Source organism: Streptomyces sp. NPDC051913, assembly GCF_044593635.1.
Lineage (GTDB): Bacteria > Actinomycetota > Actinomycetes > Streptomycetales > Streptomycetaceae > Streptomyces.
Genome location: NZ_JBIUCI010000034.1, coordinates 18,451 through 41,351 on the forward strand (window position 1 = coordinate 18,451; position 22,901 = coordinate 41,351).

At 68.0% G+C, this 22,901-nt stretch carries 19 protein-coding genes and 4 pseudogenes; 13 read left to right on the forward strand and 10 right to left on the reverse strand.

Features of this window, described 5'->3' with window-relative positions:
• Positions 1-47 precede the first annotated feature (47 nt).
• Complete coding sequence (locus ACIHIX_RS46655) at positions 48-956, forward strand: hypothetical protein (RefSeq protein WP_399966778.1); 909 nt, start codon at positions 48-50, stop codon at positions 954-956.
• Positions 957-1,508: 552 nt separating this feature from the next.
• On the opposite strand, the pseudogene ACIHIX_RS46660 reads toward ACIHIX_RS46655, so the two are convergent.
• Both ACIHIX_RS46660 and ACIHIX_RS46665 read right to left on the reverse strand, forming a co-directional pair.
• Positions 1,509-2,114 (reverse strand): annotated as a pseudogene (locus ACIHIX_RS46660) (transposase family protein); the annotation flags it as partial.
• Positions 2,115-2,360: 246 nt separating this feature from the next.
• A complete protein-coding gene (locus tag ACIHIX_RS46665) occupies positions 2,361-3,290 on the reverse strand; it encodes an oxidoreductase (protein WP_399966761.1) in 930 nt (309 codons plus the stop codon).
• A gap of 111 nt (positions 3,291-3,401) precedes the next feature.
• Between ACIHIX_RS46665 and ACIHIX_RS46670 the strand changes: the two genes are divergently transcribed.
• Together ACIHIX_RS46670 and ACIHIX_RS46675 are read left to right on the forward strand one after the other, a co-directional pair.
• Positions 3,402-4,010: a TetR/AcrR family transcriptional regulator gene (locus ACIHIX_RS46670; RefSeq protein ID WP_399966762.1), complete on the forward strand. Its 609-nt coding sequence runs from the start codon at positions 3,402-3,404 to the stop codon at positions 4,008-4,010.
• Between the two features lie 16 nt (positions 4,011-4,026).
• Entirely contained in the window at positions 4,027-4,431 is a 405-nt protein-coding gene (locus ACIHIX_RS46675; RefSeq protein ID WP_399966763.1) for a PPOX class F420-dependent oxidoreductase, read from the forward strand.
• Between the two features lie 1,346 nt (positions 4,432-5,777).
• On the opposite strand, the gene ACIHIX_RS46680 is transcribed toward ACIHIX_RS46675, so the two are convergent.
• Positions 5,778-6,455: a hypothetical protein gene (locus ACIHIX_RS46680; RefSeq protein ID WP_399966764.1), complete on the reverse strand. Its 678-nt coding sequence runs from the start codon at positions 6,453-6,455 to the stop codon at positions 5,778-5,780.
• A gap of 996 nt (positions 6,456-7,451) precedes the next feature.
• Entirely contained in the window at positions 7,452-7,694 is a 243-nt protein-coding gene (locus ACIHIX_RS46685; protein WP_399966765.1) for a WhiB family transcriptional regulator, read from the reverse strand.
• 1,230 nt (positions 7,695-8,924) lie between these two features.
• Here ACIHIX_RS46685 and ACIHIX_RS46690 point away from each other — a divergent pair.
• Genes ACIHIX_RS46690 through ACIHIX_RS46700 form a run of 3 tightly spaced genes read left to right on the forward strand, consistent with a single transcriptional unit; the run spans position 8,925 to position 12,021 of the window.
• Entirely contained in the window at positions 8,925-10,508 is a 1,584-nt protein-coding gene (locus ACIHIX_RS46690) for a PP2C family protein-serine/threonine phosphatase (RefSeq protein ID WP_399966766.1), read from the forward strand.
• The gene (locus ACIHIX_RS46695; protein ID WP_399966767.1) at positions 10,505-11,596 is read left to right on the forward strand and encodes a B12-binding domain-containing protein; all 1,092 of its coding nucleotides are present in this window, start codon (positions 10,505-10,507) and stop codon (positions 11,594-11,596) included. Before ACIHIX_RS46690 ends, ACIHIX_RS46695 begins: the two co-directional genes overlap by 4 nt.
• The gene (locus ACIHIX_RS46700) at positions 11,593-12,021 is read left to right on the forward strand and encodes an STAS domain-containing protein (protein WP_399966768.1); all 429 of its coding nucleotides are present in this window, start codon (positions 11,593-11,595) and stop codon (positions 12,019-12,021) included. The genes ACIHIX_RS46695 and ACIHIX_RS46700 overlap by 4 nt, the downstream gene beginning before the upstream one ends.
• A gap of 93 nt (positions 12,022-12,114) precedes the next feature.
• On the opposite strand, the pseudogene ACIHIX_RS46705 reads toward ACIHIX_RS46700, so the two are convergent.
• The 3 genes and pseudogenes from ACIHIX_RS46705 to ACIHIX_RS46715 all read right to left on the reverse strand — a co-directional run.
• Positions 12,115-12,582: pseudogene (locus tag ACIHIX_RS46705) on the reverse strand (transposase); the annotation flags it as partial.
• 134 nt (positions 12,583-12,716) lie between these two features.
• The gene (locus ACIHIX_RS46710) at positions 12,717-12,881 is read right to left on the reverse strand and encodes a hypothetical protein (protein WP_399966779.1); all 165 of its coding nucleotides are present in this window, start codon (positions 12,879-12,881) and stop codon (positions 12,717-12,719) included.
• A gap of 99 nt (positions 12,882-12,980) precedes the next feature.
• Positions 12,981-13,464: pseudogene (locus ACIHIX_RS46715) on the reverse strand (DUF2252 family protein); the annotation flags it as partial.
• A gap of 641 nt (positions 13,465-14,105) precedes the next feature.
• On the opposite strand from ACIHIX_RS46715, the gene ACIHIX_RS46720 reads away from it, so the two are divergent.
• Entirely contained in the window at positions 14,106-15,338 is a 1,233-nt protein-coding gene (locus tag ACIHIX_RS46720; RefSeq protein ID WP_399966769.1) for a PP2C family protein-serine/threonine phosphatase, read from the forward strand.
• 333 nt (positions 15,339-15,671) lie between these two features.
• Here the strand turns inward: ACIHIX_RS46720 and ACIHIX_RS46725 are convergent, their stop codons facing one another.
• Positions 15,672-16,340 (reverse strand): GAP family protein, encoded by a 669-nt coding sequence (locus tag ACIHIX_RS46725; RefSeq protein WP_399966770.1) that lies wholly within the window; start codon positions 16,338-16,340, stop codon positions 15,672-15,674.
• A 292-nt stretch (positions 16,341-16,632) separates the two neighbouring features.
• Here ACIHIX_RS46725 and ACIHIX_RS46730 point away from each other — a divergent pair, with 292 nt between their 5' ends.
• From ACIHIX_RS46730 to ACIHIX_RS46755, 6 genes and pseudogenes are all read left to right on the forward strand, one after another.
• A complete protein-coding gene (locus ACIHIX_RS46730) occupies positions 16,633-17,517 on the forward strand; it encodes a YhjD/YihY/BrkB family envelope integrity protein (RefSeq protein WP_399966771.1) in 885 nt (294 codons plus the stop codon).
• A 190-nt stretch (positions 17,518-17,707) separates the two neighbouring features.
• The gene (locus ACIHIX_RS46735) at positions 17,708-18,151 is read left to right on the forward strand and encodes a DUF6325 family protein (protein ID WP_399966772.1); all 444 of its coding nucleotides are present in this window, start codon (positions 17,708-17,710) and stop codon (positions 18,149-18,151) included.
• Positions 18,152-18,186: 35 nt separating this feature from the next.
• Positions 18,187-18,474 (forward strand): SHOCT domain-containing protein, encoded by a 288-nt coding sequence (locus ACIHIX_RS46740; RefSeq protein ID WP_399966773.1) that lies wholly within the window; start codon positions 18,187-18,189, stop codon positions 18,472-18,474.
• Between the two features lie 275 nt (positions 18,475-18,749).
• Complete coding sequence (locus ACIHIX_RS46745) at positions 18,750-20,168, forward strand: DUF2252 domain-containing protein (RefSeq protein ID WP_399966774.1); 1,419 nt, start codon at positions 18,750-18,752, stop codon at positions 20,166-20,168.
• Positions 20,169-20,590: 422 nt separating this feature from the next.
• Positions 20,591-21,898 (forward strand): chloride channel protein, encoded by a 1,308-nt coding sequence (locus ACIHIX_RS46750; protein WP_399966775.1) that lies wholly within the window; start codon positions 20,591-20,593, stop codon positions 21,896-21,898.
• 104 nt (positions 21,899-22,002) lie between these two features.
• Positions 22,003-22,242: pseudogene (locus ACIHIX_RS46755) on the forward strand (haloacid dehalogenase); the annotation flags it as partial.
• An 86-nt stretch (positions 22,243-22,328) separates the two neighbouring features.
• On the opposite strand, the gene ACIHIX_RS46760 reads toward ACIHIX_RS46755, so the two are convergent.
• Positions 22,329-22,682: a nuclear transport factor 2 family protein gene (locus tag ACIHIX_RS46760; RefSeq protein WP_399966776.1), complete on the reverse strand. Its 354-nt coding sequence runs from the start codon at positions 22,680-22,682 to the stop codon at positions 22,329-22,331.
• 128 nt (positions 22,683-22,810) lie between these two features.
• Positions 22,811-22,888 carry a hypothetical protein gene (locus ACIHIX_RS46765; RefSeq protein WP_399950088.1) on the reverse strand — a complete coding sequence of 26 codons (78 nt, stop codon included), beginning with the start codon at positions 22,886-22,888 and terminating at the stop codon, positions 22,811-22,813.
• Positions 22,889-22,901 lie beyond the last annotated feature (13 nt).

Genomic DNA, 22,901 nt, shown 5'->3' on the forward strand with positions numbered 1-22,901 from the left:
GGCCTGCGTCTACGACACCGCCCCCGGCCGTCCGCCGCCCGCACGACGTGATCGCCCCGCCCGGCGGCGGCACCGGCAACTGCTGGCCTCGGCCAGGACCTCGGGCCAAGCACAAGTGGCTCACCGGCTCCGTCGAACAGGACTCCGCCCAGGTCATCGCCTCCACCTTCGCCCAGGCCGAAGCCCGCGACTCTGAACACCTCCGCGACAGGATCGTCCTGGTCGACGGCGCCCGCCACCAACTCGACCTGATCCAGGCCGAAGCCGCCCGCCGCGACGTAGGGATCCACATTGTCCTGGGCATCGTGCACGTCCTGGCAAAGCTCTGGTCCGCGGCCCGCTGCTTCTACGCCTCCACCGATCCTGACGCCGAAGAATGGGTCGCCGCCCACGCCGCCCGCCTCCTAAACGGGGCCACCGACGACGCCGTCATCGCCCTGAACGCCGAGGCCGACGAGTGCCACCTGACCGGCGAGCAATGCACCGGCGTCGACAGGTGCGTCCGCTACCTGAGCAACATGCCGTCTCTTCACTACGACCAGGCCTTCGCCAAGGGCTGGCCGATCGGCAGCCGTGCGATCGAGGGAGCGGCCAGGTATCTGGTCGCCGACCGCCTCGCGATCACCGGAAGCCGGCGGAGGCAACGCCTTGTTCCACCACCAAGAAAGGGACCGTCAGTCGGCATGGGAGGAGCCTATGACCCTCTGTGGCTGTACCCACTGCCTCAAGAAGCTCGTTCAATCCTGACGCTGCAGGTCGACAGGCCGAGCTCGGCGGTGATTGGCAGTCACTCGAGAAGCCGCCATGAGGTCACCAGCCAGGCGAGTAAGAGCGAGGACACGGCGGCGGCGACGATGAGCTGCGGCACGTGCAGGGCCGACGGCAGCGGCACGGCCATGATCGCGTTCACGCCGCACATTTGGATGAGGACGAGCAGAATTCCCGTGAGCTTGTAGGACGGCCAGGCATCGCCCGCTCTGCGGATCAGCCAGCTGACTAGGACGATGGCGAAAAGACCGCCCGTAGCGAGGCCCTGACCGATGGGAGTCTGCGCGAATTGACTGGTCACCCACATGATCACCGTTATGGCGATGGCCATGGACAGGGCCCCCACCCACCAGTCCGTGACCCATCGCGGTGGCGGATCCACGATCCACCGCGGCGGGGTCGCCGAGTGGCCCGGCTGTGAGTATGCGGGAGGGGGCAACTGCGGATAGGACGGATAGGCGGAGGCGGTGGGGTACTGCGGCCGGGCGTCTGCCGGAGCTTGGCTCGGCCACGTCGGGTACGGGCCGACGCCAGGATCCGCCTGGTCCGGGAATCGGCGAACCTGCGCCTTGTCCTTGCGCACTTCCCGGATCCCGAACCCTACGCTGGTGAGTCCGAAGGCGATGGTGATCCCGTTCGCGATCCAGTCCGTCACAGGCCAAGTGTCGGCTCAGCGAACCGAAGTTGTCACTATCTTGGAACGTCCATCTGGCCGAAATGGGCGAGACCAGGATGAGCGCGGCCTCCTGCTGCGGGCTGAGGTGCGTCTGGCTACAGCGTCTGCGGTGCGGAATGAGCAGGCCGGTTCCCTGGTAGTCGCTGTCGGCGATGACTGGGGCCCGCGGCAGCCCCGGTCGACACCGGACTCGGTGAAGGCCCTGCAGTCGTCGCGACTGCCGGGCAGCGGGAGACCGATCGCCACGACCAGGCGGCTGTTGGCGTCGATGACGACCTGCAGGTTGGTCGAGTACCGGTAGTTCTTGCTGGAGGCGGCGATGCTCCGGTCGCGGTTGGGCGCCAGGGTGCCGTCGACGTTGCAGACGGTGTCCTTGCGCGGCCGGCGGGCCGGGGAGATGGCCAGCAGCGGTGCGAGGTGATCGAGGATGCGGCGGCAGCAGACGTCGAGACCCCGAACAGCGGTGCCACCTGCCGCAACGTGAGATTGGTTCGCCAGTACGTCGCCACCAGCAACACCGCTCCTGCAACGGCAGTCGCCAAGGCCGGCCCCGCTGAACGTCGCCGCCACGACGCCGTACCAACGCCACCAGCCTGGCGAACTGCACCTCGGTCAGCGCGGAGAACGGCTCCATCCGTTTCAGATCATCCGCTGAGATCACCCCACCCATGCCCAGCCAACGCATCAACAGCACCAGTTACGAGACAACCTCCAGGGTGGCCCACGCAACGGGCCCAATGGGACGGTCGGAGGCTTCACCCCTGCAGCGCCGCACAAGGCGGGTTCCTGAGGGAGATCGATCCGGAACTTGAGGGGCTTTCGCGCCAATGAGTTCATGTCTGTTGCGTTTTCGGCATTCCGGACGTGGGAGCAGGCGCTGAGGGGCGATTGCTTCTGTTGCCGAGTTGATCCGTTGTCACGCGGGGATCGAAGTACCGGTTAGTTGCTCAGAGAGGTTCCAGAGGCGGCGCTGGAGCTCGGGGTCGTGGGAGGCGGCGCTGGACTGAACCGCGATGGGGTGTCCCTTGCTCTGCTGGAATCCTCGAGGGCCGTAGTACTGCCCGCCGCGGGCTTGAGGGTCGGTGGCGGCACGCAGAACCGGTAGGGCGCCCATCACCGGCGACTGCAGGAGCAGGGGGCGGATGGCGGCGAACGCGGTGCGGGTGAGCAGGGAGTTGTGTGCCATTGCCTGGCGCGAACCGGTGGTGTCGGCGCCACCGGGGTGTGCGGCCAATGCGAGTGGTCCGCCGTTGCCCACGCGGCGGTGGAGCTCATAGGTGAACAATAGGTTGGCCAGCTTGGAGTGCCCGTACGCAGCGGTCTTGTTGTAGGTGCGTCGCTGCCAGTCGAGGTCGTCGACATCGATGGGGCCGCCCATGCGGTGGCCGGCGCTGCTGACGGTGACCACTCGTGACGCGGGATCAGGGGGCAGCAGGTCCCACAGCAGTGCGGTCAGGGCGAAGTGGCCGAGGTGGTTGGTGCCCATCTGCAGCTCGAAGCCGTCCGCTGTGATGGTCCGGCGCGGGGTGTACATCACGCCGGCGTTATTGATCAGCAGATCGATACGTGGGTGCTCGGTGCGGATTTCTGCTGTTGCCGAGCGGATCGAGGCGAGGGAGCTCAGATCGAGGTGCTGGACGCGAACCTGGGCAGTGGGCTCGGTAGCGGTGATCGCCTCAGCGGCTCGTTTGCCTTGGGCAGGGTCCCGTACCGCGAGCGTCACCGCTGCCCCGCGCACGGCCAGGGCTTTCGCGGTTTCGAATCCGATCCCGGTGTTGGCTCCGGTGATGACCGCGGTGCGGCCTTGCTGGTCGGGTATGTCGTCGGTGCTCCAGCGCTGGCGCATGCTTTGATCCCTCCAAGGATTCACGGTGTGTAGGGAGGCATTGGCGGTCGACGCACCATTCACATGGTTAATACCATTCACCTCATGGTAAATCATGTTAACCTTTGGGGTATGGCAGTCAAGCGAGCACGCCCGAGCGGCGTCCACCACGGAGACCTGCGCAATGCGCTCGAGCAGGCCGCGCTGGCCCTCGTCGACGAGAAGGGGCCGCACGGATTCACCCTCGCCGAGGCATGCCGCAGGGCCGGCGTCAGCGTCTCCGCGCCCTACAAACACTTCGCCGACCGTGATGCCCTTCTGGCCTCCCTGGCTCTGAGGGGATACGAGGAGCAGCGGCGGCGCTACCGGGCGGCGCTGGCCGATCACGCGGATCCCGCCGAGCAGCTGGCCGCCTTCGCCGCTGCTTACGTTCGGTTCGCCGCCGAGGAAAGGGCCCTGTTTGCCATCACGTTCCTCGCCGGCCTCAACAAGGAACACCATCCCGAGCTCGCCGCGGCGGGAGCCGTCCTGCATGACGACCTGACACCCGTGACCAGCCAGATCACTGGAGACCTGGAAGAAGGGCTGGACCTGCTGGTCCAGGTAGCCGCGGCCGCCCAAGGCCTGGCCTTGTTCCATCAGGAGCAACTCCTGCCCGGCGCCCGCAACTCCAGGGCCTGGGTCGAGGAGCAGGCGGCCCGTACCGCCCGTGCACTCGCCGCCCGATGCGGCCCCCAGTGACACCGGAGGAAAGACCATGTCCACTACCCAGAAGTCCTATACCGAGGCCCTGCCTCACATCGCCGGCAGCAAGCACGTTCTGCTGACCACCTTCCGAAAGAACGGAAACCCCGTCGCCACACCTGTCGGCACCCTTGTCGACAACGGCACCGTCTACGTGCTGACGGACCCGACCACCGGCAAGGTCAAACGCATCCGCAACAGCTCACAGGTCACCATCGCGCCGTGCACGATGAGCGGCGCGATCCCGCAGGGCGCGCCCACCGTCAGCTCCACCGCCCAACTGCTGGACGGCCCCCAGACCTCCCGCGTCCAGAATCTGATGAAACGGCGTTTCGTCATGTACCGCCTGGTCGGCCTTCTCGATCGCGCTCTACGGCGTCAGCGCCCCCTCGTAGCCATCGCCATCACTGCAACCTGAACCGCCTCGCGCCAGACCTGCCGAACCTCGCCTGGCGAGTCGCGGTAAATGGTATTAACCTTAAATTATTCGTACCCCTGACTCGCAATCCCGAAGCACCCTCATGGACACCCGCTATAGTTTGATTCAGATCGAGCGCGTCGCTTTCCCGTCGGACGGAGCGCCCCTGATCGGTCAGCTCTTACCGGCCCCCGGCAGCGAACTCGGACCGGCTGGCGGCGATGATCGTCACGGGCGCGTGGGGCACGGTCAAGGAGCAGATGCCCGCCGGATACACCAGAGAACTGGCGTCACCGCGGGTACGCAGCGCTCACGTTTGACTTCAAGGGATGGGGATAAAGCGACGGACGTCCCCGGTCCATCCACCGGCGATACAGCCAGCTCCATGATCAAGCCGACCAGCATCAAGACCAGCGAGGAAGTGCGTGACCGGCTTGGCCGTTGCCAGCGCGGGCCCCGTGGACGAGATCGCTCGCTGTGAGGTCAATCCGCGGGCCACTGCCGTGCGGTGACGGTCCACGGAGGTCACCTCGTCCAGGAAACGGCCTGGGCTCCGCGCGACGATGGACACGTGATCGCCCGGTCAGCACCTTACTGATCCTTTCGTAAGTTCGGTGGGTGTGCTGGGTGGATGGTCAGGCCGGCGTGGGCGAGAAATGACCATGGCAGTTGTGGATTGTGGTTGATACGTTGGATGCCTTGCTCGGTGGCGTCGGCGACATCGGCGAGGTGGTCGCCAGCTAGGTTGGCGAGTTGCGCCTAAACGCGGGCATCACCAGCAAGGAACTCGCCCAACGTCATTAGTCAGCCGAATGTTCGCTCGGTGATGTCCGTGGGATGGAAGTTGCGGACGGGCGTCCAGAATTCGTGAAGTCTGAGGTCGTCGGCCCAGCTGTCGAGTTCCTCGTCCGTGTCGTGGAAGAACCAGGACTCAAAGTGCCCACAGTGCCCGAAAGTTGCGGGACGGGTTCGTCATGGAGTTCGCAGTGGAGCTGGATGTAATGGTCGTGCTCGCCTGAGGCATCGTTGACCTCGAACTGCCGGGCAAAGTCCTGGGTGAAGGCGGGTTGCCCATCGAAGGCGTGGGTTCCGATCTGGCAGAGCAGGCATCCGCGCCGGGAGTGTTCGCTGCATCGAAGCGTTGCGAGCCAAAGCGCACGAATCTCAGCCACACCTCGTCCACGCCCAGTTCGGCGAGAGGTTGTTGTCCAGGGCTCAGCTCATGCCGAAGCTGCTCCCGGGCCCACTCTATGGGCAGTCTCTTCGACATTCCTGTCCGTCTCGGGCGCGAGGGAATCTGAGGTTTCACGGAGTTACAGCATGCCTTCGAACGGTCGTCGACGGTCTCAGTACCGCACGTCGGCCGTCATTGCCGAGGTACCCGTCAGGCGCAGCATCTTTCCGTGATTGCTGATCTCCGTGGTCCCCTCTTGCCCGTCTGCTGACCATTTCAGGAGGCCCTTCCAGCGGCAGTCCCGTTCCCTGGCTTTCACGATGAGCGTGAAACGTGACATCTCTTTGTCGGTGACCCCGAACGGGAACGCCGTAACCGGGCTCCGTTCCGGGTCGTCTCCCAGGTCACCATCCGCGGGCACGATGTAGGCGACCGGGGAGTCGAGATCGACCGTGATCAGCTTGGACGTCACCAGCCCTCCGCCGAAGTAGTGGAAGTATGGGCCGGCCAAGGCATCCTGACACTCCTTCTCGATCTCCAGCCCGTCGATGTTGACTGTCGCGGGCGTCGAGCTCTGAAGACTGAAAGTGATCACCTGACGCAGGGCCGGGACGGCTTCGCCGGTTCTCTGCCATTCGCGGAGAACCTTGCTGATCTCGTCCCGGTCGGCGGACGGCAGCGACTTACCGGGTGCGATCCAACCCTGGGTCGGGTCCTGGTAGATGACTTCGCGTGGCACGAGTTGCAAGGTGGTCGGCGGCGGATCACCGATGCCGAAGAGGTCTTTCACCCACTGCTCAACCGGAGTGGTTACTGCAGTCACGACCACGGCCGTCACCACGGCGCCCACCAGGGCGAGGATCCTCGGACTGAGCCAGCGCCGTGCACCCTCGCCGCCCCCATCGCCTTGTGAGGGACGTTGGGTAGGCGGACCGTCGTCAGGCCCCGTACGAGAAGACATGACTCGAAGGCTAGGCGCCGATCTGCCCACGCCGGGCTGCACGCACCCCGGCACGCCCACACCATCCCGCGCTCAGCCGAACAGGGCGAGCATCAAGCGCGGGTGTTGGACACTTGTTCAGTAGCCCTTCGCCGCCGGCCTGATGGTGATCCCAATGTGCTGAAGGTCAGCCTGTTTCGGATCGCAGGGCCAGTACCGCATCGCCGAGTCGCACATCCCAGCCATGGCGCGCCGGCACGGCTTGGGCGCCGGCGATCCCGGCCTGCGGATCGGTCAGCGCTATGGCGACGTCCTCATGGAAGGGGAAGCTGTTCCACCTCAGTTCCCACCGTTTTCCCGTGGCCCCACAGACGTCGGCCCCTCCGGCTCCACGCCAGCGTGCGGCCCAGAGAGTCCATGAACCAGCTGCCCAGTGCCCATTGCTGGTTGGGGGTCGCGCAGGCCGATCCTTGAGGTCAGACCCGACAGGAGTACCAGCGCCTCCTGCGTCATGGACGGTACGTCGTCCAGGGCCTTGCGCTCCGGGCCCGTCAGGCCGTGGTGCACGCTCCACACCCGGTGGTCCTGCCACTGGCGGTCTGCATGCGCCGGAGGCGCTGGAACTGCTGGAGCCTCAGGTGAGGTAGCCGCCGCGGCGTCCTGTAGGGCCTTCGATCGGCTCCTCAGCGAGGTTCCCCCGCGCCCCTTGTCCGGGACGACGGCCGCTCGCCGGCTGAGTTGGCGACGACTCGAGCTGCAGGTTGTGACCGTCATGTCTGGGATGGTTCTCTCACGAGCCGTCCCACAGCCCCAGCCGTTACAGACGGCGCTGGCGATGTCTCTCGCACAGCGCCGTGAGCCCGAAGATCCCACCGAGCAGAAGGCCGCCGATCGGCGCGAAGGGGGCTAGTCCGTATCCGGTCCTCGCTCGTTGAGCAGTGCGCGGCGGATGGCGCGCCGCTGAGCCGCTGTGGTGGCGCCCCAGATGCCGGCGTCCTCCCCGTTCTCGATGGCCCAGAAGCGGCAGTCGAGCAGGGCCGCGCAACGACGGCAGACCGCCCGGGCTTGATCGACTTGAGGGTTGCTGTCCAGCTCCGTGAGGGGAAAGAACAGCTCGGGATCTTCGTCCAGACAGGCGGCGTCACGCATCCATCCGCGATCGCTCCAAAGACGGCGAGGGGGGACGAGGTCGTGCACGGTGCACCTCCGCACAGTTCCAACTGCGGTCCGGCTGCGGCAACGAGGTGCCGCAGACCCGGCAGAGGTGCTCCTTTCACTGTAATGGCGGTGCGGCAGGGATGCGCGCCTTGCTTGGGCTCCTGTGATCGCAGGGCCAGGCCGCGCTGTTGCCCGTACTGCTCGTCAGTGCGGCCGTTGGCTTCTGGCCACGACCAGGTGCCGCGGTATCCACAGGCAGTGGATGTGACAGAGGGGGATGGAGGCGACGGATCGGCACCTGATCAGGTGATGAGTCTGTTTGCGGCTTGCACTCCGCCCGTGGGGTACCGGGAGTGGTAGGCGGTCGAAGATGTCGCGCAGAGCGCGCTAGCTGTGGTCCGGCGCAGCGGTGGTGACGCCTGTCGTGGTAGATGGCGCGGCCGGGCGGCATCCGGCGGTCTGCTGGCCATGGGCGTGTCGCAACTGGTCACGAGCGTGCTGTGCATGCAGTTGGCCGATCGGGAGCGTCCGCCGAGCAGTGATGTTCGCACGATGAGGTCGAGGATCGGGCGTTGAACAGGAATATAGGGCTGTTGCTGTTTCGGCTGTCATGCTCTGCCGCGTGCGCCTGGGCATCTCCGTGACCGGCCGTCGCGCGCTGCCTAATCGGTTGCGCGACGTTGCCCGGTATTCATGGCGACAGTTCGATGGGGTTGATCCCGGGCGCTGTGGGCACGGTGTGGCCCGCGCGCCTGCTTCTGTCGGCGTGGATGTGTTGCCGCGCAGTGGCGTCGCTTGTCGGCCTGATCCGATCCCTGTGAGCGAGAGCGCTCTTGTCTCACACCGAAGAGTGAATTCCAGGCCGCTGTGGGTGCGGCGCGCTGGTGGGGGACCCATCTGCTTCGCTGCAGAATCTACAGCGTTGTGAAGATCGTAGGGGGGTGGGTGGCGGGTGCCCCGCTGTGTCTCTCGCTCGAATCGCACTGGGCGAGTTGTTCTTGAAAAATGTGCACACTGAACCTTCACATTTGGGCAGATGGGAGGTGTTGCGGGAAGCGGCTTGCCAGACGGGCATTCGCGAGAGATCGTTGCCTGACGGCAATAATTTCTCTGGGGTTGGAGAGGTGAGGGACTCGCGCAGCGGGTCCTCAGTATTTGGTTGCTACTCAGGCGCAGGCGGGCGCGGAACCAGACTTCCCGTGGGGCAGTGCCCCTTACCCGGTGCTGGTCGCTGATGCGGCGGGCACGCTCACAAAGCGCAACGAAGCCGCTCGAGTGGCGCTGCCCGCAGCGTGCCCCGGAACGCATCTTGCCGATGTGGTTCCGGCCTGGCTCGCCGCGGCCCACCGCTCAACGTGCCTTGCTGGCCTGCGGGGCGTGCATGAGCCGAAGGCGCCGCTGTCCGGCGTGATCGCAGGACGGCGTTTCGAGGCGCACTCCAGCGTGCGGGACGACGGCACGGTGGCGTGGTGGCTGGTGGACGACACCGACCATCAACTGGCCCGTGAGGCCCTGCGTATGGAGCGGGAGCAGACGGCGTTTCTCGCGGCGGCGTCCAGTGCACTGCTGTCCTCGCTGAATCTGGGACGGTGCATGGACGTGACCGCGCAGATGGCGTCCGATCACCTGGCCGATGCGGCCCTGGTGATCGCACCGTCCCGTGGTCGCCGGTTGCCCGTGGTGTCCTGCTTGCGTGGTGGCACCCCTGTCGCGTCTCAGGAAGCGATCGATCCTGACGAGGTTCCCGGTCTGGGTGAGGCTCTGCGTGGGTTCCCTCCGGTTCCTTCCCGATGGATCGATGCCTCCGCGGCGCCGCACTGGATGACTCCTGAGGGCTTCGGTCCCATCGGGGCGATAGTCATCACTCCGTTGCCCGGCCACGGCGTTCCTGCCGGTGCGCTGGTCCTGCTGCGCAAGGAGGGCAGAGCCGCCTTCACCGATGAAGAAGAGGTCTTCGCCCGCCTTTTCGCCGCACGTGCCGGAGCGGCGATGTCAGCGGCTCGCCTGTACGCGGAGCAGACAGCCATCAGCGAGGTCCTTATGCGGGATCTGCTGCCCCCGGTGCTGCACCAGATCTCCGGTGTGGACTTCGCCGGCAGCTACCGCCCGTCGGCGGATCACGAGCGGGTCGGCGGGGACTTCTACGATGTGCACCCCGGCACCGCCGAGGGGGAAGCCTCGCTGGTGGCGCTGGGTGATGTGTGCGGCAAGGGTCTGGAGGCCGCAGTCCTCACGGGCAAGATCCGCAACACGCTGCATGCTCTGCTGCCCCTGGCCGACGATCACGAGCGGATGCTCAGTCTGCTGAACACCGCGCTGCTCAACTCGCATCACACCCGGTTCGCGACGCTGGTCCTGGCCTCCGCAGCCCGCAAGGCCAACGGCGTGTGTGTGCGGTTGACCAGCGCCGGCCATCCGCATCCTCTGATCATCCGCGCGAACGGAACGGTTGAGGAAGCCGACACCCGCGGCACCCTCATCGGCGCCCTGCCAGACGTCGGGGCCCGCACCGCGACCGTTACGCTCGCCCCTGGTGAGTCCTGCGTGCTCTACACCGATGGAATCACCGATGCCAGGGGCGGCCCGCTGGGCGACGCGTTCTTCGGTGAGGAACGCCTTCAGCGTGCCCTGGCCGAGTGCGCCGGTATGCCGGCGGAGGGCATCGTGGAACATGTCCAGATGCTCGTCTCCCAGTGGCTGGGCAACCGAGGCCATGACGACATGGCCGTCGTCGCGATCTGCGCACCACGCACCCACCATCTCAGCGCGGTGGACGGCCACACCCGGGGCAGGTACACGGCATGAGCACAAGCACTTCGCACCGCTTCCCCACGCCCACTCACACCCGCGAAGCAGCAGGCCAGCTGTGGGACGCCGCAGCGGCCAGAGATGAGCAGGCCGCCACCGACGTCGTCCTTCGCGCCCTGGACGAGGGCCTGGATCCCGAGTCCGTCCTCCTGGACGTGATCGCGAAGGTTCAGGTCAGAGTCGGTGAGGAATGGGCCGCGAACCACATCAGCGTCGCGCAGGAACACGCCATGACGGCCATCAACGAACGCGCCGTGACCGCACTCGTCCTGCATCCCACCACCCGCCGAACGCCCAGCCGAGGCCGTATCACGGTGGCGTGCGTGGACGGTGAATGGCACGCGCTGCCCGCTCGGCTGCTGGCCGAGGTGCTGAGGCTGCGCGGCTGGCAGGTCGACTACCTCGGAGCGCAGGTACCCGCACCGCACCTCATCGCCCACCTGCACACCACGAAGGCCGACGCGGTTGCGCTGTCCAGCTCCATTCCCACCAGGCTCCCCGCCGCTCATGCGGCAATGACCGCCTGCCAGGCCATCGGAGTCCCTGTCCTGGTCGGCGGAGCCGCGTTCGGACCCGACGGCCGCTACGCACAATTGCTCGGTGCCCAGGCGTGGGCCCCCGACGCGCACGCCGCCGCCGACCGGCTCGCCAGGGCACCCCTGCCGCGCCCTCGGACTGACCATCAGCAAGTGGACGACCTGCCGCACCTGGCCGACCAGGAATACACGTTGGTCGCCCGCAGCAACGCCTCCCTGGTACGGACCGTCCTCCTCGGCCTCCAGGACGCGTTCCCAGCCATGCACGCCTACGACGACATGCAGCGCGAGCGCACGGCGGAAGACCTCGCTCACATCGTGGAGTTCCTGGCCGCCGCCCTCTACATCGGCGACGAAGACCTCTTCACCGGGTTCATCACTTGGACCGCTCGGATTCTCCAGGCGAGGAAAGTGCCCACGCAGTCCCTACCACCGGCCCTGAACCTCCTCGCCCGCGAGCTCAAAGACTTCCCCCGGGCCGCGCGCATCCTCCAGCACGGCATCCAAGCCCTCACCACCCACCACACCGCAGCCGGAACGCCAGCATGACCATCCTGCCTCCCGCACTCCACCTGACCATCGATGACACCGAGGACACGGTCCGCATAGAAATCACCGGAGATCTCGACTACGACACCGCCGATCTCCTTCTGCAGCAGGCCACTGCCCAGCTTTCGGCCCGGCCGGGTCTCCAAGACCTGCACCTGCACTGTGCGGGAATCGGCATCGTCGACTCCACAGGACTGTCGATTCTGTTGATGATCGGCCGCCGTGCCACCGCGGCACGGGTACGTCTGCATCTGGACGAACGGCCTGCGCCGCTCAACCGTCTTCTCAGCATCACCGGTACGCTCGAGTACTTCACGGCAACGTCCCTCACCGGTGACGCAGTCACGCACCAGGACACGACGGAACGCCCCACGACGAGAGCAGCAGGAACGGTCGGTCCGACCGGACCGGACGCCACTACCTGAGCCAGCGGGAGTGTAAATCCAACGGCGGATCCCACGATCATGGGACTGGAAGACGTTCGGGTCTGTCCCGTAGTCGGTGGTGACGTTGGGTGGTCAGGGCAGGAGGATGCGGTGGCGGAGGAGATCGAATCCGGCGCGTCCGTGCATCTGCCTCATGCTTCGCTTCGTGCGGGTGTTGACGCCTTCGGTGCGGCCGTTATGGAAGGGCAAGGTGAGTCCGGCGTTCACCGCGGGCCGGTCGATTTCGAGGCCGTTGGCGAAGCTGCGCAGGTGAGGTAGCACGACAGTGCGGGTCGCGGTGATCCACTCGGTGAGTCTCACGTCGTTGCCTTCGACTGGTTTCAACAAGGCGGCGAAGCCACGCACGAGATCGGCGAGGTCAGTCATCTCCGGGCAGGCTGCAGCGATTTTCTCCAGCAGCGCTGTGTCCTTCGGCCGCAGGTTCTCGGGGTGGGTGAGTAGGATCCGGGCGGCTCGGCGTGGAGTGAGCACCGGACGAGCGCCCTCGGCGCGTCCCTGGTTGAGGTAGCGGACCAGGAGATTGGCGCTGCCGGTGTAGCCCAACTCGGGCCGTGCGGTGGGCATCGCGGGGGGCGTGGCATGGACGGCGTCGACCGGGACGATCGCGTTTTGCGGCAGCGGCCCGCCGGTTCACAGCGGGCCATGGCGAACTCTGGGCGGCCGTATCCCGGCCATTACCGCCGGTTGAGACCGTGTGTCTCGCCCTCGACCGCGCGGGCGGCCCCGACGAAGGCCCCGGGCCGGTGGGTGACCCGGCGACGACGAGCGCAACGTGCCACCCGGAGTCCCGCCAGGGCCAGCAGATCCACGCCGAGGACGGCGAGCAGGGCGACGATCACGAGGTTCCCTCCGTTTCCTCGGCCGTCGCCTGCTGCCGCCGTACAGGATCCCCCGGTACGGTGCGGCGTTCCTGCAGGTCGTACGGCGCGTCCGCGCACTGCCTGGACGATCTCGTCGCATTCCGCGGCTGAGAACGCGTTGGCGCGGCCGGCGATCACCAGACTCTCGGCGAGCCGCTAGACGTCCCACTCGAACGGGTCCTGGCAGGGTCTCGTCGAAGTCGTTGATGTCGAAGACGAGGTGGCGTTCGGGGGAGGCGAGAAGGCGGAAGTTCAGCAGATGCGCGTCGCCACAGAGCTGAACGCGCAGTCCCGTGTGGGGAGCGGTGCCGAGTGCGCAGGCCATGATCGCGGCCGCACCCCGGTAGAAACGGAACGGGGACTCGAGCATCCGGCCGTACCGGATCGGTACCAGCTCCGGCACGCGGGTGGAGGACTGCGCTTCGATCACGTAAACCGGATCGGGCCGCTTCTCATCCGGGTCGAAGAGGGCATGGCTGGAGCGCGGCCTACGGGCCCGGACTCCTATGCCACGCGCCGCACGTTCGCACGGAGTGAGGGAAGCGTGGTTCGTCGCGGCCATGACCGGACCTCTTTCTTCGCATCGTCACATCCCTCGCCTCTCGCGGTATCACCCGAGGCAGGTGATGCACGGTCGTGGTTCAGACAGGTGTGATGGGCCTTGTGCGAGACAGAGGGACCGTGCGGACACGGACAGCGCGCCTGGCGCTCGTCGCGGGGGCGGCCGTCGGCGTGTTCATTGTCGCGGGCGCCGGTGTCAAGAGCACCGTGCTGTTCGGCGTCGGTGGGCGGGGCCCGCCGGAACCGCGGCGGCGTTGGGGTGGGTGCTCTCCCACCGTGGCCTGCCCAGGACGCTCGCCACCTCGTTCGGCGGGGTGCTGCCTGTTGCCGTCCGCGTGCACTTCGTAGCGGTCGGCCTGCTGTGGCCTGTCCTGGTCGCCCTCGCCCCGTGGGCCTGGGGATGTGGACGGGACGTCTCGCACTCACCACCCACGCCCGACTCCGGGCGCCGCAGGAGCGGCCCGCACAACCGCTCACGCGGCTGTTCCGCATCATGAACCAACAGTCGGGCGGCGGAAGGGTGGGCACGTTCCGCCTCGCGGACCGAGCCCGGGAACTCGGATCCGAGGCCGTCGCGCTCGATCCCGCGCACCCCCGTCGTCGCACATCACCAATCACCGTCGGTGTCGAGGCAGGTTGCACATGAGGGAACCGCAGATCGATTACGCGGAGGTCTTCCATGCCCTGCCCGGCATGGTGGCGTTGCTGTCGCCCGACCTCGTGTACGTCGATGTCAACGAGGACTTCGAGCGGCTGGCCGGGCGCACCCGCGAGCAGCTGCTGGGCCGGTACATCTTCGAGGTCTTCCCCGAGAACCCGAATGACCCGGCCGCCGCGGGCATGCGGGAGACCCGGTCCTCGATGCTGCGTGCGGTGGCCACCGGCGAACGCGACACCATGGCGATCATCCGGTACGACATCGAGGATCCCCAGCGCCCCGGCCATTGGGACGAGCATTTCTGGAGCCCTGTCAACGCACCGGTGCTCGGGCCCGACGGGCGCGTGGTACTCCTCGTGCACAGGGTGGAGGAAGTCACCGAACTGATCCGCGCCCGCGGCGGCGAAGGAAGCAGCGACCGCCAGGCCCGTGTGCTGGAAGCCGAGCTCTACACCCGCTCCCGTGAACTGCAGGAAGTCAACGAACGCCTCCGCAGGGCCCACTCACATGAACGCGAGGTCGCTCTGGCTCTGCAGGAAGCGATGATGCCCGCCCCCGTCCCCCTCGGGCAGCACCGGGCGGCCGTGCGCTACCGGCCCGCCGTCAGTGCCCTGAACGTGTGCGGCGACTGGTACGACCTGGTCGACCTGCCGGGTCATCGCCTGGCCATCGCGGTCGGCGACGTCGTCGGCCACGGCCTCAAGGCTGCCTGCGTCATGGGCCTGCTGCGCAGCGCACTGAGCGCGGCCGCCCGCGTCGCCGACGGCCCGGCCCAGGCCCTGGAAGTCCTTGGGCTGTACGCCCGTTCCGTCAACGGCGCCGAGTCGACCACCGCGGTGAAGGTTTTCCTCGACTGGGACGACAGCACCATCACCTACAGCAGCGCCGGCCATCCACCACCCGCCCTGCTCCATCCCGACGGCACCGTGACCTTCCTCGACCAGGCCACCGACCCGCCGCTCGGAGCCCGCCCCGAACATGTCCCGCGCCCCGAGGCCACCACTCCCTTGACCGACGGCGCCACCCTCGTCCTGTACACCGACGGCCTGATCGAACGCCGCGCCGAGGACATCGACACCGGCCTGACGCGCCTCACCGACTCCCTCACCCGCCACCGCCTCACTGACCCCGAGGCACTGGCCGACGCTCTCCTCGCCGACCTCTTGCCGGCTGAGGGGAATACCGACGACATCGCCCTGGTCGTCATCCCCTTGTGACCCGCAGCCTCCGCCGCCACAGCCACGCTGCTCCCACCGCCGGGGAGGGCGCGGGCAGCACGATTCCAGGACTGGCCAGTTGCTGCCGCCCAGGCGCGGTCACCGGCGACGACGCCCAGACCAGCGCGGCGGGGCATGCCACCCGAGCCAGGGAGCAGGCTTTCGAGGATTACGCCCGCTGGACACGGCGACCCCCTTCCAGTGCGGCAACCTCCGTGTTGTGCGCCGAATGCGTGTCAGAACATCGGCGTGGGGCCGGACGCGTCCGTTTCGCTGAGGCTGCGGCGCTGTGATGGTGCTGTTCGCTTTCGGTATCTGCGCGGTCGAGAAGGCTCAGGATGTCAACTGGGCGATGCTTCTGCTCACCAGGAACAGCCCGGCCACCAGTGCCACGGACACAAGCGCCTGCTCCTGATGGGTCTCGATCCAGGTACGCAGCTTCCCCAGGCGCAGCCGCGCGGAGTCCGGAGCGAACGTCGTGTAGACCTCCATCGCCAGCAGGCTGCTTGTGGCAAGGAGGCAGTACCCGAACAGGGCCAGGTAGGAGGAGGCGTGGGACAGGTCGGCGCTGACCACCGTCGCCGCGCCGGCTGCCACGAGCCCCCACGGCTGGAGCAGGGGACCCAGCCCCGCCGCGGTCCAGAGGGAGAGCCGGTCGACTCGCGCCATCAGCCCGCCGGAGGACGTGTGCCGGTGGCCGGTCCGCTCGCGGTTCCTGTGCCGTGACCGGTGCCGGTGCCAGCCGTACCCGACCATCCCCACGCCGATGGCCAGCTTGGCAGCGGACGCTGCGGTGGACGGTGGGGACTTGGGAGGGGGAGGTTCGCCGCCGGTGCTGAGCAGCACGGCGGCCAGGACGGCCACGAAGCAGGCCAACCAGGCCAGGATGAAGACCAGGCCCTTCCAGATTCCGCCACGTGCCGACAGGACCAGGACGAAAGCGGTCACCGACAGCGGGAACACGGCGATCGCGAGGCCGATGAGCATCAGGTCAAGCACCATGACGGCCTCCGCTTGACCCTGCGCGCCCAGTCGCGGGGCGGCTCTCGCTCATGGCCCCAGTTTCACCACCAGACCCACACCTCACAACTCCCCGATGGCGGGGCCTGTCGGCGCCGGATGCCGTGCGAGGAACCGTTCACCCGTTCGGCGGTGCGTCGTGCCGTGGCCGAGGGCCGGGCGGGCGCAACGGCGGCACGCTGGCAGCATGCAGCCAAGGACAGGGACGAGGACCGGAGAGGGCGGCCCGGACCGCCCGCCGCGCCGGGCGTCGTGGCGGGAGCGGGGTGCCTTGATGCGGTCCCGGCTGATGGGACTGCGGACCGCGGCCGAGACCCGGTTTCCGGTGATCACACGTCTGCTGTCGCAGCTGATCTCGGTGAACGTGTTCGACTCGGCGACCCGGCTGGCTGCCCAGACGTTCCTCACGGCTGTGCCCCTGCTGTTCGTGGTGGCCTCCATCGCCCCGCAGTGGCTGCGTGACCAGTTCGTCGCGTCCGTACACGACGCCTTCGGGCTGTCGGGCAGTGCGGACGACGAGCTGAACAAGGTCCTGCAAGGCACCGGCGACCCGTCAGACGAGTTGCGGCAGACCACCGGCGTCGTCGGTGGGCTGATGGTGCTGCTCTCGGCCACCGCGTGCAGCCGTGCCATGCAACGGTTGTGCCAGCGGGCATGGAGCCTGCCGGGGGCGAGCGCGCGGGTGGCTGCCTGGCGATGGATCGCCTGGCTCGCGACGTGGTTGGGCATGTTCGCCGTTCAGGGGAGCCTGCGCAACGGCTTCGGCCTCGGCCTGTGGCTCGGCGTGCCACTGCTGCTGATCGCGGAGACCGGTGTCTGGTGGTGGACGCAGCATCTGCTGCTGGTCGCGCGTGTGCCGTGGCGGCCGCTGCTGCCGGGCGCGCTGCTCACTGGAACGGCCCTGAGCGTTCTCACCTCCACCGCGTCGCTGTACGTGCCCCGGGTCCTCAACCACAGCCTGGAGAAGTACGGGTCGTTGGGTGCGGTCTTCACTCTGTTGTCCTGGCTCATCACGCTCTGCGTGGTCGTGACCCTGTGCATCACCGCCGGCGCGGTCATCGCCTGCGAACCCTGGCCGGCCCGCCACCTGGGCACACCCGGACCGTATGGCCCGCCCTCCGACGACCCGCCAGCAGACGCCGCTTCATCCGGCATTTGAGCACCGGAATGACTCGAGGGCACTGGGCGCCGACACAGGCGGGCGGCCCTGAGCCCTGATCCCTGAGCCCGCGAGCTGGGAGCCCCCGGCCGGTGAACGACGTACCGAGGTGCGAGGGCCAAGTTCCGGTGATGCAATCGATGTGCGGGGCTTTTGGGGGACGACAGCCGCGAGCACCAGAGGTGACGGCGTGAGCGACGAATTCGAAGAACTGGGTCCGATCGACTATCTGGTCGTCGAGTTCCCCGGGAACCGGATGACGGGCGAGGGCTTGCCCATCCTCGTGGATCTCGTGGACCGCGGACTGATCCGGATCCTGGACCTGATGTTCGTCAGGAAGGATGACGACGGATCCGTGACTGGCGTGGAGATCGCAGACTTCACCGGCGACGGCGAGCTCGACCTGGCCGTCTTCGAGGGTGCGTCGTCAGGGCTCCTGGGCCAGGACGACATCGACGAGGCGGCCGAGGCGCTGGAGCCCGGGAGCTCCGCCGCCATCCTGCTCTACGAGAACCGCTGGGCCGCGCCGTTCGCCGCAGCCCTGCGCCGCGGCGGGGCCAGGATGGTCGCCTCTGGACGGATCCCGGTGCCCGCGCTCGTCGCTGCTCTCGACGCGACCGAGGCTTCTCACTGAAGAGTCGACCTATGACGGGCAGAAGGGAAACAGTCATGCCAGGTCTCCTCCGCGGTGTCGCGCGAACCGCCGTCGTCGCCGGAACGGCGACGGCCGTGTCGAACCGTGTGTCACGCCGACAGCAAGGCCGATGGGCGGCCCAGCAGGAAGCCCAGGCGCCCCCGCCCCAGCCTGCGGCCTACGCCGAACCGGCGGCGGCTCCGGCCGCCTCCGATATGACCAGCAAGATCGAGCAGCTGAAGCAGCTCGGCGAGCTGAAGGACCAAGGCGTGCTCACCCAGGCCGAGTTCGAGGAGCAGAAGCGCAGGCTCCTGGCCACGTGATCGGACCCCCACTCCCGGGAGTCATGTCCTACTCGCGGCGGTAGGGACGGCGGACAACGGTCCACTCGTTCATTGCAACGCCGGCTGATGCGGGATCGGGACACATTGGGAGCGGCGCTCGTTCTGGGGGCCGCCTGATCGACAGGGCGCGATGGGCGGAGTCGGTCTGGATCTGATCCATGTCGTGCTCGGCAATGCGCGCCCATCGGGTCAATCCAATGCCGATGCCCTATACGTCAGCCAACACTGAGCGCCCTAGCCCTGGAGCCACCGCCATGACAGAGAACCACCTGGACGGCCGGGACGCGCGGCATCGCACCCCGCAGGAGCGCGCCGCGCTCGGTAAGGCGGCACGCAGCGACGTACCCCGCTCCAGCCACGGCGAGTTCACCCCGGGACCCAAACGGCCCGATCCGCTGCAGATCATCGAGAAGCAGTCGGCGACGCGGCTGCCCGAGCTCGTGCCGATCCGCTACGGGAGGATGTCCGAGTCACCGTTCCGGTTCTACCGGGGGGCCGCCGCCATCATGGCGTCCGACCTCGCGGAGACGCCGAGGACAGGATTTCGGACCCAACTGTGCGGTGACGCCCACATGTTGAATTTCCGGTTGTTGGCCTCGCCCGAGCGGCGCCTCATGTTCGACATCAACGACTTCGACGAGACCCTGCCGGGTCCCTGGGAGTGGGACGTCAAGCGCCTGGCGGCCAGTCTCGTCATCGCCGGCCGGGCGAACGGCTTCAGCACCAAGGAGCGGGCCGGGATCGTCCGGGCCACCGTGCAGTCGTATCGCGAGAGCGTGCGGGCGTTCGCTGGAATCGGCAACCTGGGCGTCTGGTACGCCCAGTTCGACGAGAAATGGGTACGCGACCAGTTCGGGGCGGACCTGTCCGCGAGGGGCCGGAAACGCTGGGATCAGGCCGCGGCCAAGGCGCGGTCGCACGACACCGTTCAGGTCTTCGACAAGCTCACCGGTGTCGTCGACGGCAAGCGCCGTATCCTCCCTGACTCACCGCTCATCACACGCCTGGAGGACCTGCTGCCGGACGACCAGCGCGGTCAACTGGAACAGCAGATCAGTCGGCTGATCGAGCGCTACGGCAAGACCTTGCAGTCGGACCGGCGCTTCCTGCTGGAGCAGTACCGGGTGGCCGACATGGCCCGCAAGGTCGTCGGGGTGGGCAGCGTGGGTACCCGCTGCTGGATCGTGCTGCTGCTGGGCCGGGGTGACGAGGACCCGCTGTTCCTCCAGGCCAAGGAAGCCGACGAGTCGGTGCTGGCGCCCCATGTCGGAGGCACCGCGTACCCGACGCAGGGGGAGCGGGTCGTCTCCGGGCAGCGGCTGATGCAGGCCACCAGCGACATCTTCCTGGGCTGGGAGCGGGTCGAGGGACTCGACGGCCGGCGCCGGGACTTCTACGTACGCCAATTGCGGGACTGGAAGGGAGTCGCCGTGGCCGAGGACATGGTGCCGCGGGGCATGCGCACGTTCGGCGCGCTGTGCGGTGCGACGCTGGCCCGTGCCCACGCCCGGTCCGGCGACCGCATCGCCATTGCCGCGTATCTGGGCGGCGGGGAGTCCTTCGACCGGGCACTGGTCACCTTCGCCGAAAGCTACGCCGACCAGAACGAACGGGACCATCAGGCCCTCGTCGACGCCGTCAGCGCCGGGAAGCTGCCGGCCGAGGCCGCGTGAGGCGACGTCCGCGTGCTGTCGCCTCACCAGCCTCACCCCTTACGGGTGATCACCCGTAACAGGGTGCCGCGCATGCTCGAAGAAGCACCCCTGGGTGCGACTTGTCACCGACGGAGGGAGGAACCGGCCAGGGCCACGACCAAAGCCCACCGCCGCTTGGAATCCGGGGCGGCCGCCGATGGACTGACGACGTTCGCCGCCATCCTGCTGTTCATTGCCGCAGTCCTCGACCTCTTCCGCGGCATCATCGCCCTCGCCGACGACGACGTGTACGTGCACACCCCGAACCAGGCCGTTGGACGCTCAGAGCGACGCGGCCACGGGATGCGATGCCGAACTCGGGAGGAGCCATCGCCGCAACGACGTCCGAGAGCGGGTCCGCGCCCGGGAGCCAGCCTCCGGAAGCCGACCTGCTGAGGACCATGCTGGCCCGACCGGAGTACCGCAAGGCCTTGGTGTTCTGCGGGCTCATCGGGATCCCGGTCGCGCTGATCGCGTTCTGGTTCCTCGTGGCCCTGAACCGGTTGGAGCGGTTGATCTGGACGGACTGGCCCAGACACCTGGGCCACGAGCACGCTCCTTGGTGGTGGGCACTGCCCCTGCTGACGGTGGCCGGTCTCATCGTCGGCCTGGTGGCCGCACGGCTGCAGGGCCGGGGCGGACATGTCCCGGCCGGGGGCCTGCACGCGGGCGGCATCACCCGCAAGGCGCTGCCGGGTGTCCTGATCGCCGCCCTGGTGGCTCTGCCGCTCGGCGCCGTGCTGGGCCCTGAGGCGCCGCTGATCGCGATGGGCACCGGACTGGCTCTGCTCTTCGCGCGCCTGGCCCGCGCCCCGGAGACCGAGGCGAGCACCGCGCTGCTCGGTGCGGCGGGTGCGGCCGCCGCTGTCTCGGCGCTGTTCGGCAACCCGATCGTGGGCGCGGTGCTGCTGATGGAGGTGGCCGGGGTGGGCGGGCCGCAGCTGTTCGCAGTGATGCTGCCGGCCCTGCTGGCCAGCGGGGTGGGGGACCTGGTCTTCACGGGGTTTGTCCGCTGGACCGGCTTGGCGACGGGAAGCCTGGACATCGGCCTGCCCAAGCCGCCGCCGCTGGACTGGGCCGACGTACTCTGGGTGCCGGTGCTGGCGCCCGCTGTCGCGCTGTTCATCCACTGGCTCTTCGTGGGTGGGCGCTTCGCGGCCCGCTTCGTGGCGACCGGGACGGTACGCGGCACCACCCTCTGCGCCCTGGGCGCGGCGCTCTGCATCACCCTCTACGCGGTCAGCACAGGTCGCTCGCCGGCGGAGGCGGCCCTGTCCGGGGAGTCCGCCCTGTCCCACCTGGCGCAGGACCCGCACGCCTGGCCGGTGGGTGCCCTCATCGCGGTGCTGGCCTTCAAGGGCTTGGCGTACGCCCTGTGCCTGGGCAGTCTGCGCGGTGGCCCCGTCTTCCCCTCGCTGTTCCTGGGCGGTGCTGCCGGAGTGCTACTGGCACCGCTGCCCGGTCTGGGGCTGGTACCGGCCATGGCGGTCGGGATGGCGGCCGCAGTGACCGCAGCCCTGCGGCTGCCGGTGAGCAGCGTCGTCCTGGTGGTACTCCTGCTGGGCAACGTGGACACGGTGGCGCTGGTGGTGCTCGCCTCGGTCGTGTCCTTCGTACTCGCCCAACGACTGCCGGAGGGGCCGCACATCCCGGCGATCAGCGAAACCTCGGCTGACCGGGCGGCCGGCCCGCAAGCGCCACGGCGCTGACCGGCGGTCCTGCCTCAGCGCATTCACACTGCCCTTGGAATTTCCCGGCCGGCTGCGCTCGCCTCCGATAGGGGGATACCTCATGGCCGAGCCGAGCCCCTGTGCTGGAGGTGCCTCGTCACACACTCCACGCAATGTTCGGGGCGGTGATCGCGCAGGGCCGTGATGACCGTGAGGTTTTTCAGGAGTTCAGGCCGGGCTTCGATCTCTACGACGAGCGCGAGAAGCGGGCCGCCGCTGGCCTGCCGGAGCGGTTCTGCGAGGACGGTCCTTATCAGGATGTGCGGCCCGCGCTGCGCAAGTTGCGGGCGGATGGTCTGTGGCTGGGCATCGCGGGGAACCGGCGGCGGCCGGCGCTGAGCCCCGGCCTGTACGCCGAGGTTGGCCACGGCTCGCCGAGATCGTCGTCCCCGCGATGCCGTGGCGTCGGTCAGACGGTGAACATGGTCAGGACGGTGGCGATCCGCGCGTCGCGGATGGTGATGATGTCGATCCCGCGGACTGCGGGCGCCCCGGGCGGGCCGAAGGCCCAGGCGAGCGCTGCGGCGTCGGCGCCGGCGTAGCGTCGGCCGTCCTCGGTGAACTCGAAGTCGGCGGGGGCGTTGGCGAGGAGGGCGGCGGCCTTGTCCTCGATGGCGTCGCGGCCGGTGGTGACACCTTCGGGGTCGGTGAAGACGACGTCCTCGGTGTAGATGCGGTCGATGGCTGCGCGGCGGGATGCGGGGTCGCGGTTGCCGAAGACGTCATGCAGGTTGGCGGTGAGCAGGTCGGTTACGTCGCGCATCGTGAGTGAGCCCTTCAAGGGTGGCCGGTGCGTCCGGCCAGCCTCACAAGGCCCGGCCGGACACCCGTTGCGGTCATGTCAGGACAGAGATCAGCTGATCGGCTGATCGGCTGACCAGGCTGTCGTGGTCAGATCTGGCTTGCGCCGCCGTCGACGTATATCTCGGCGCCGGTCATGTAGCTGCTGGCGTCACCGGCGAGGAACAGGACGGTCTCCGCG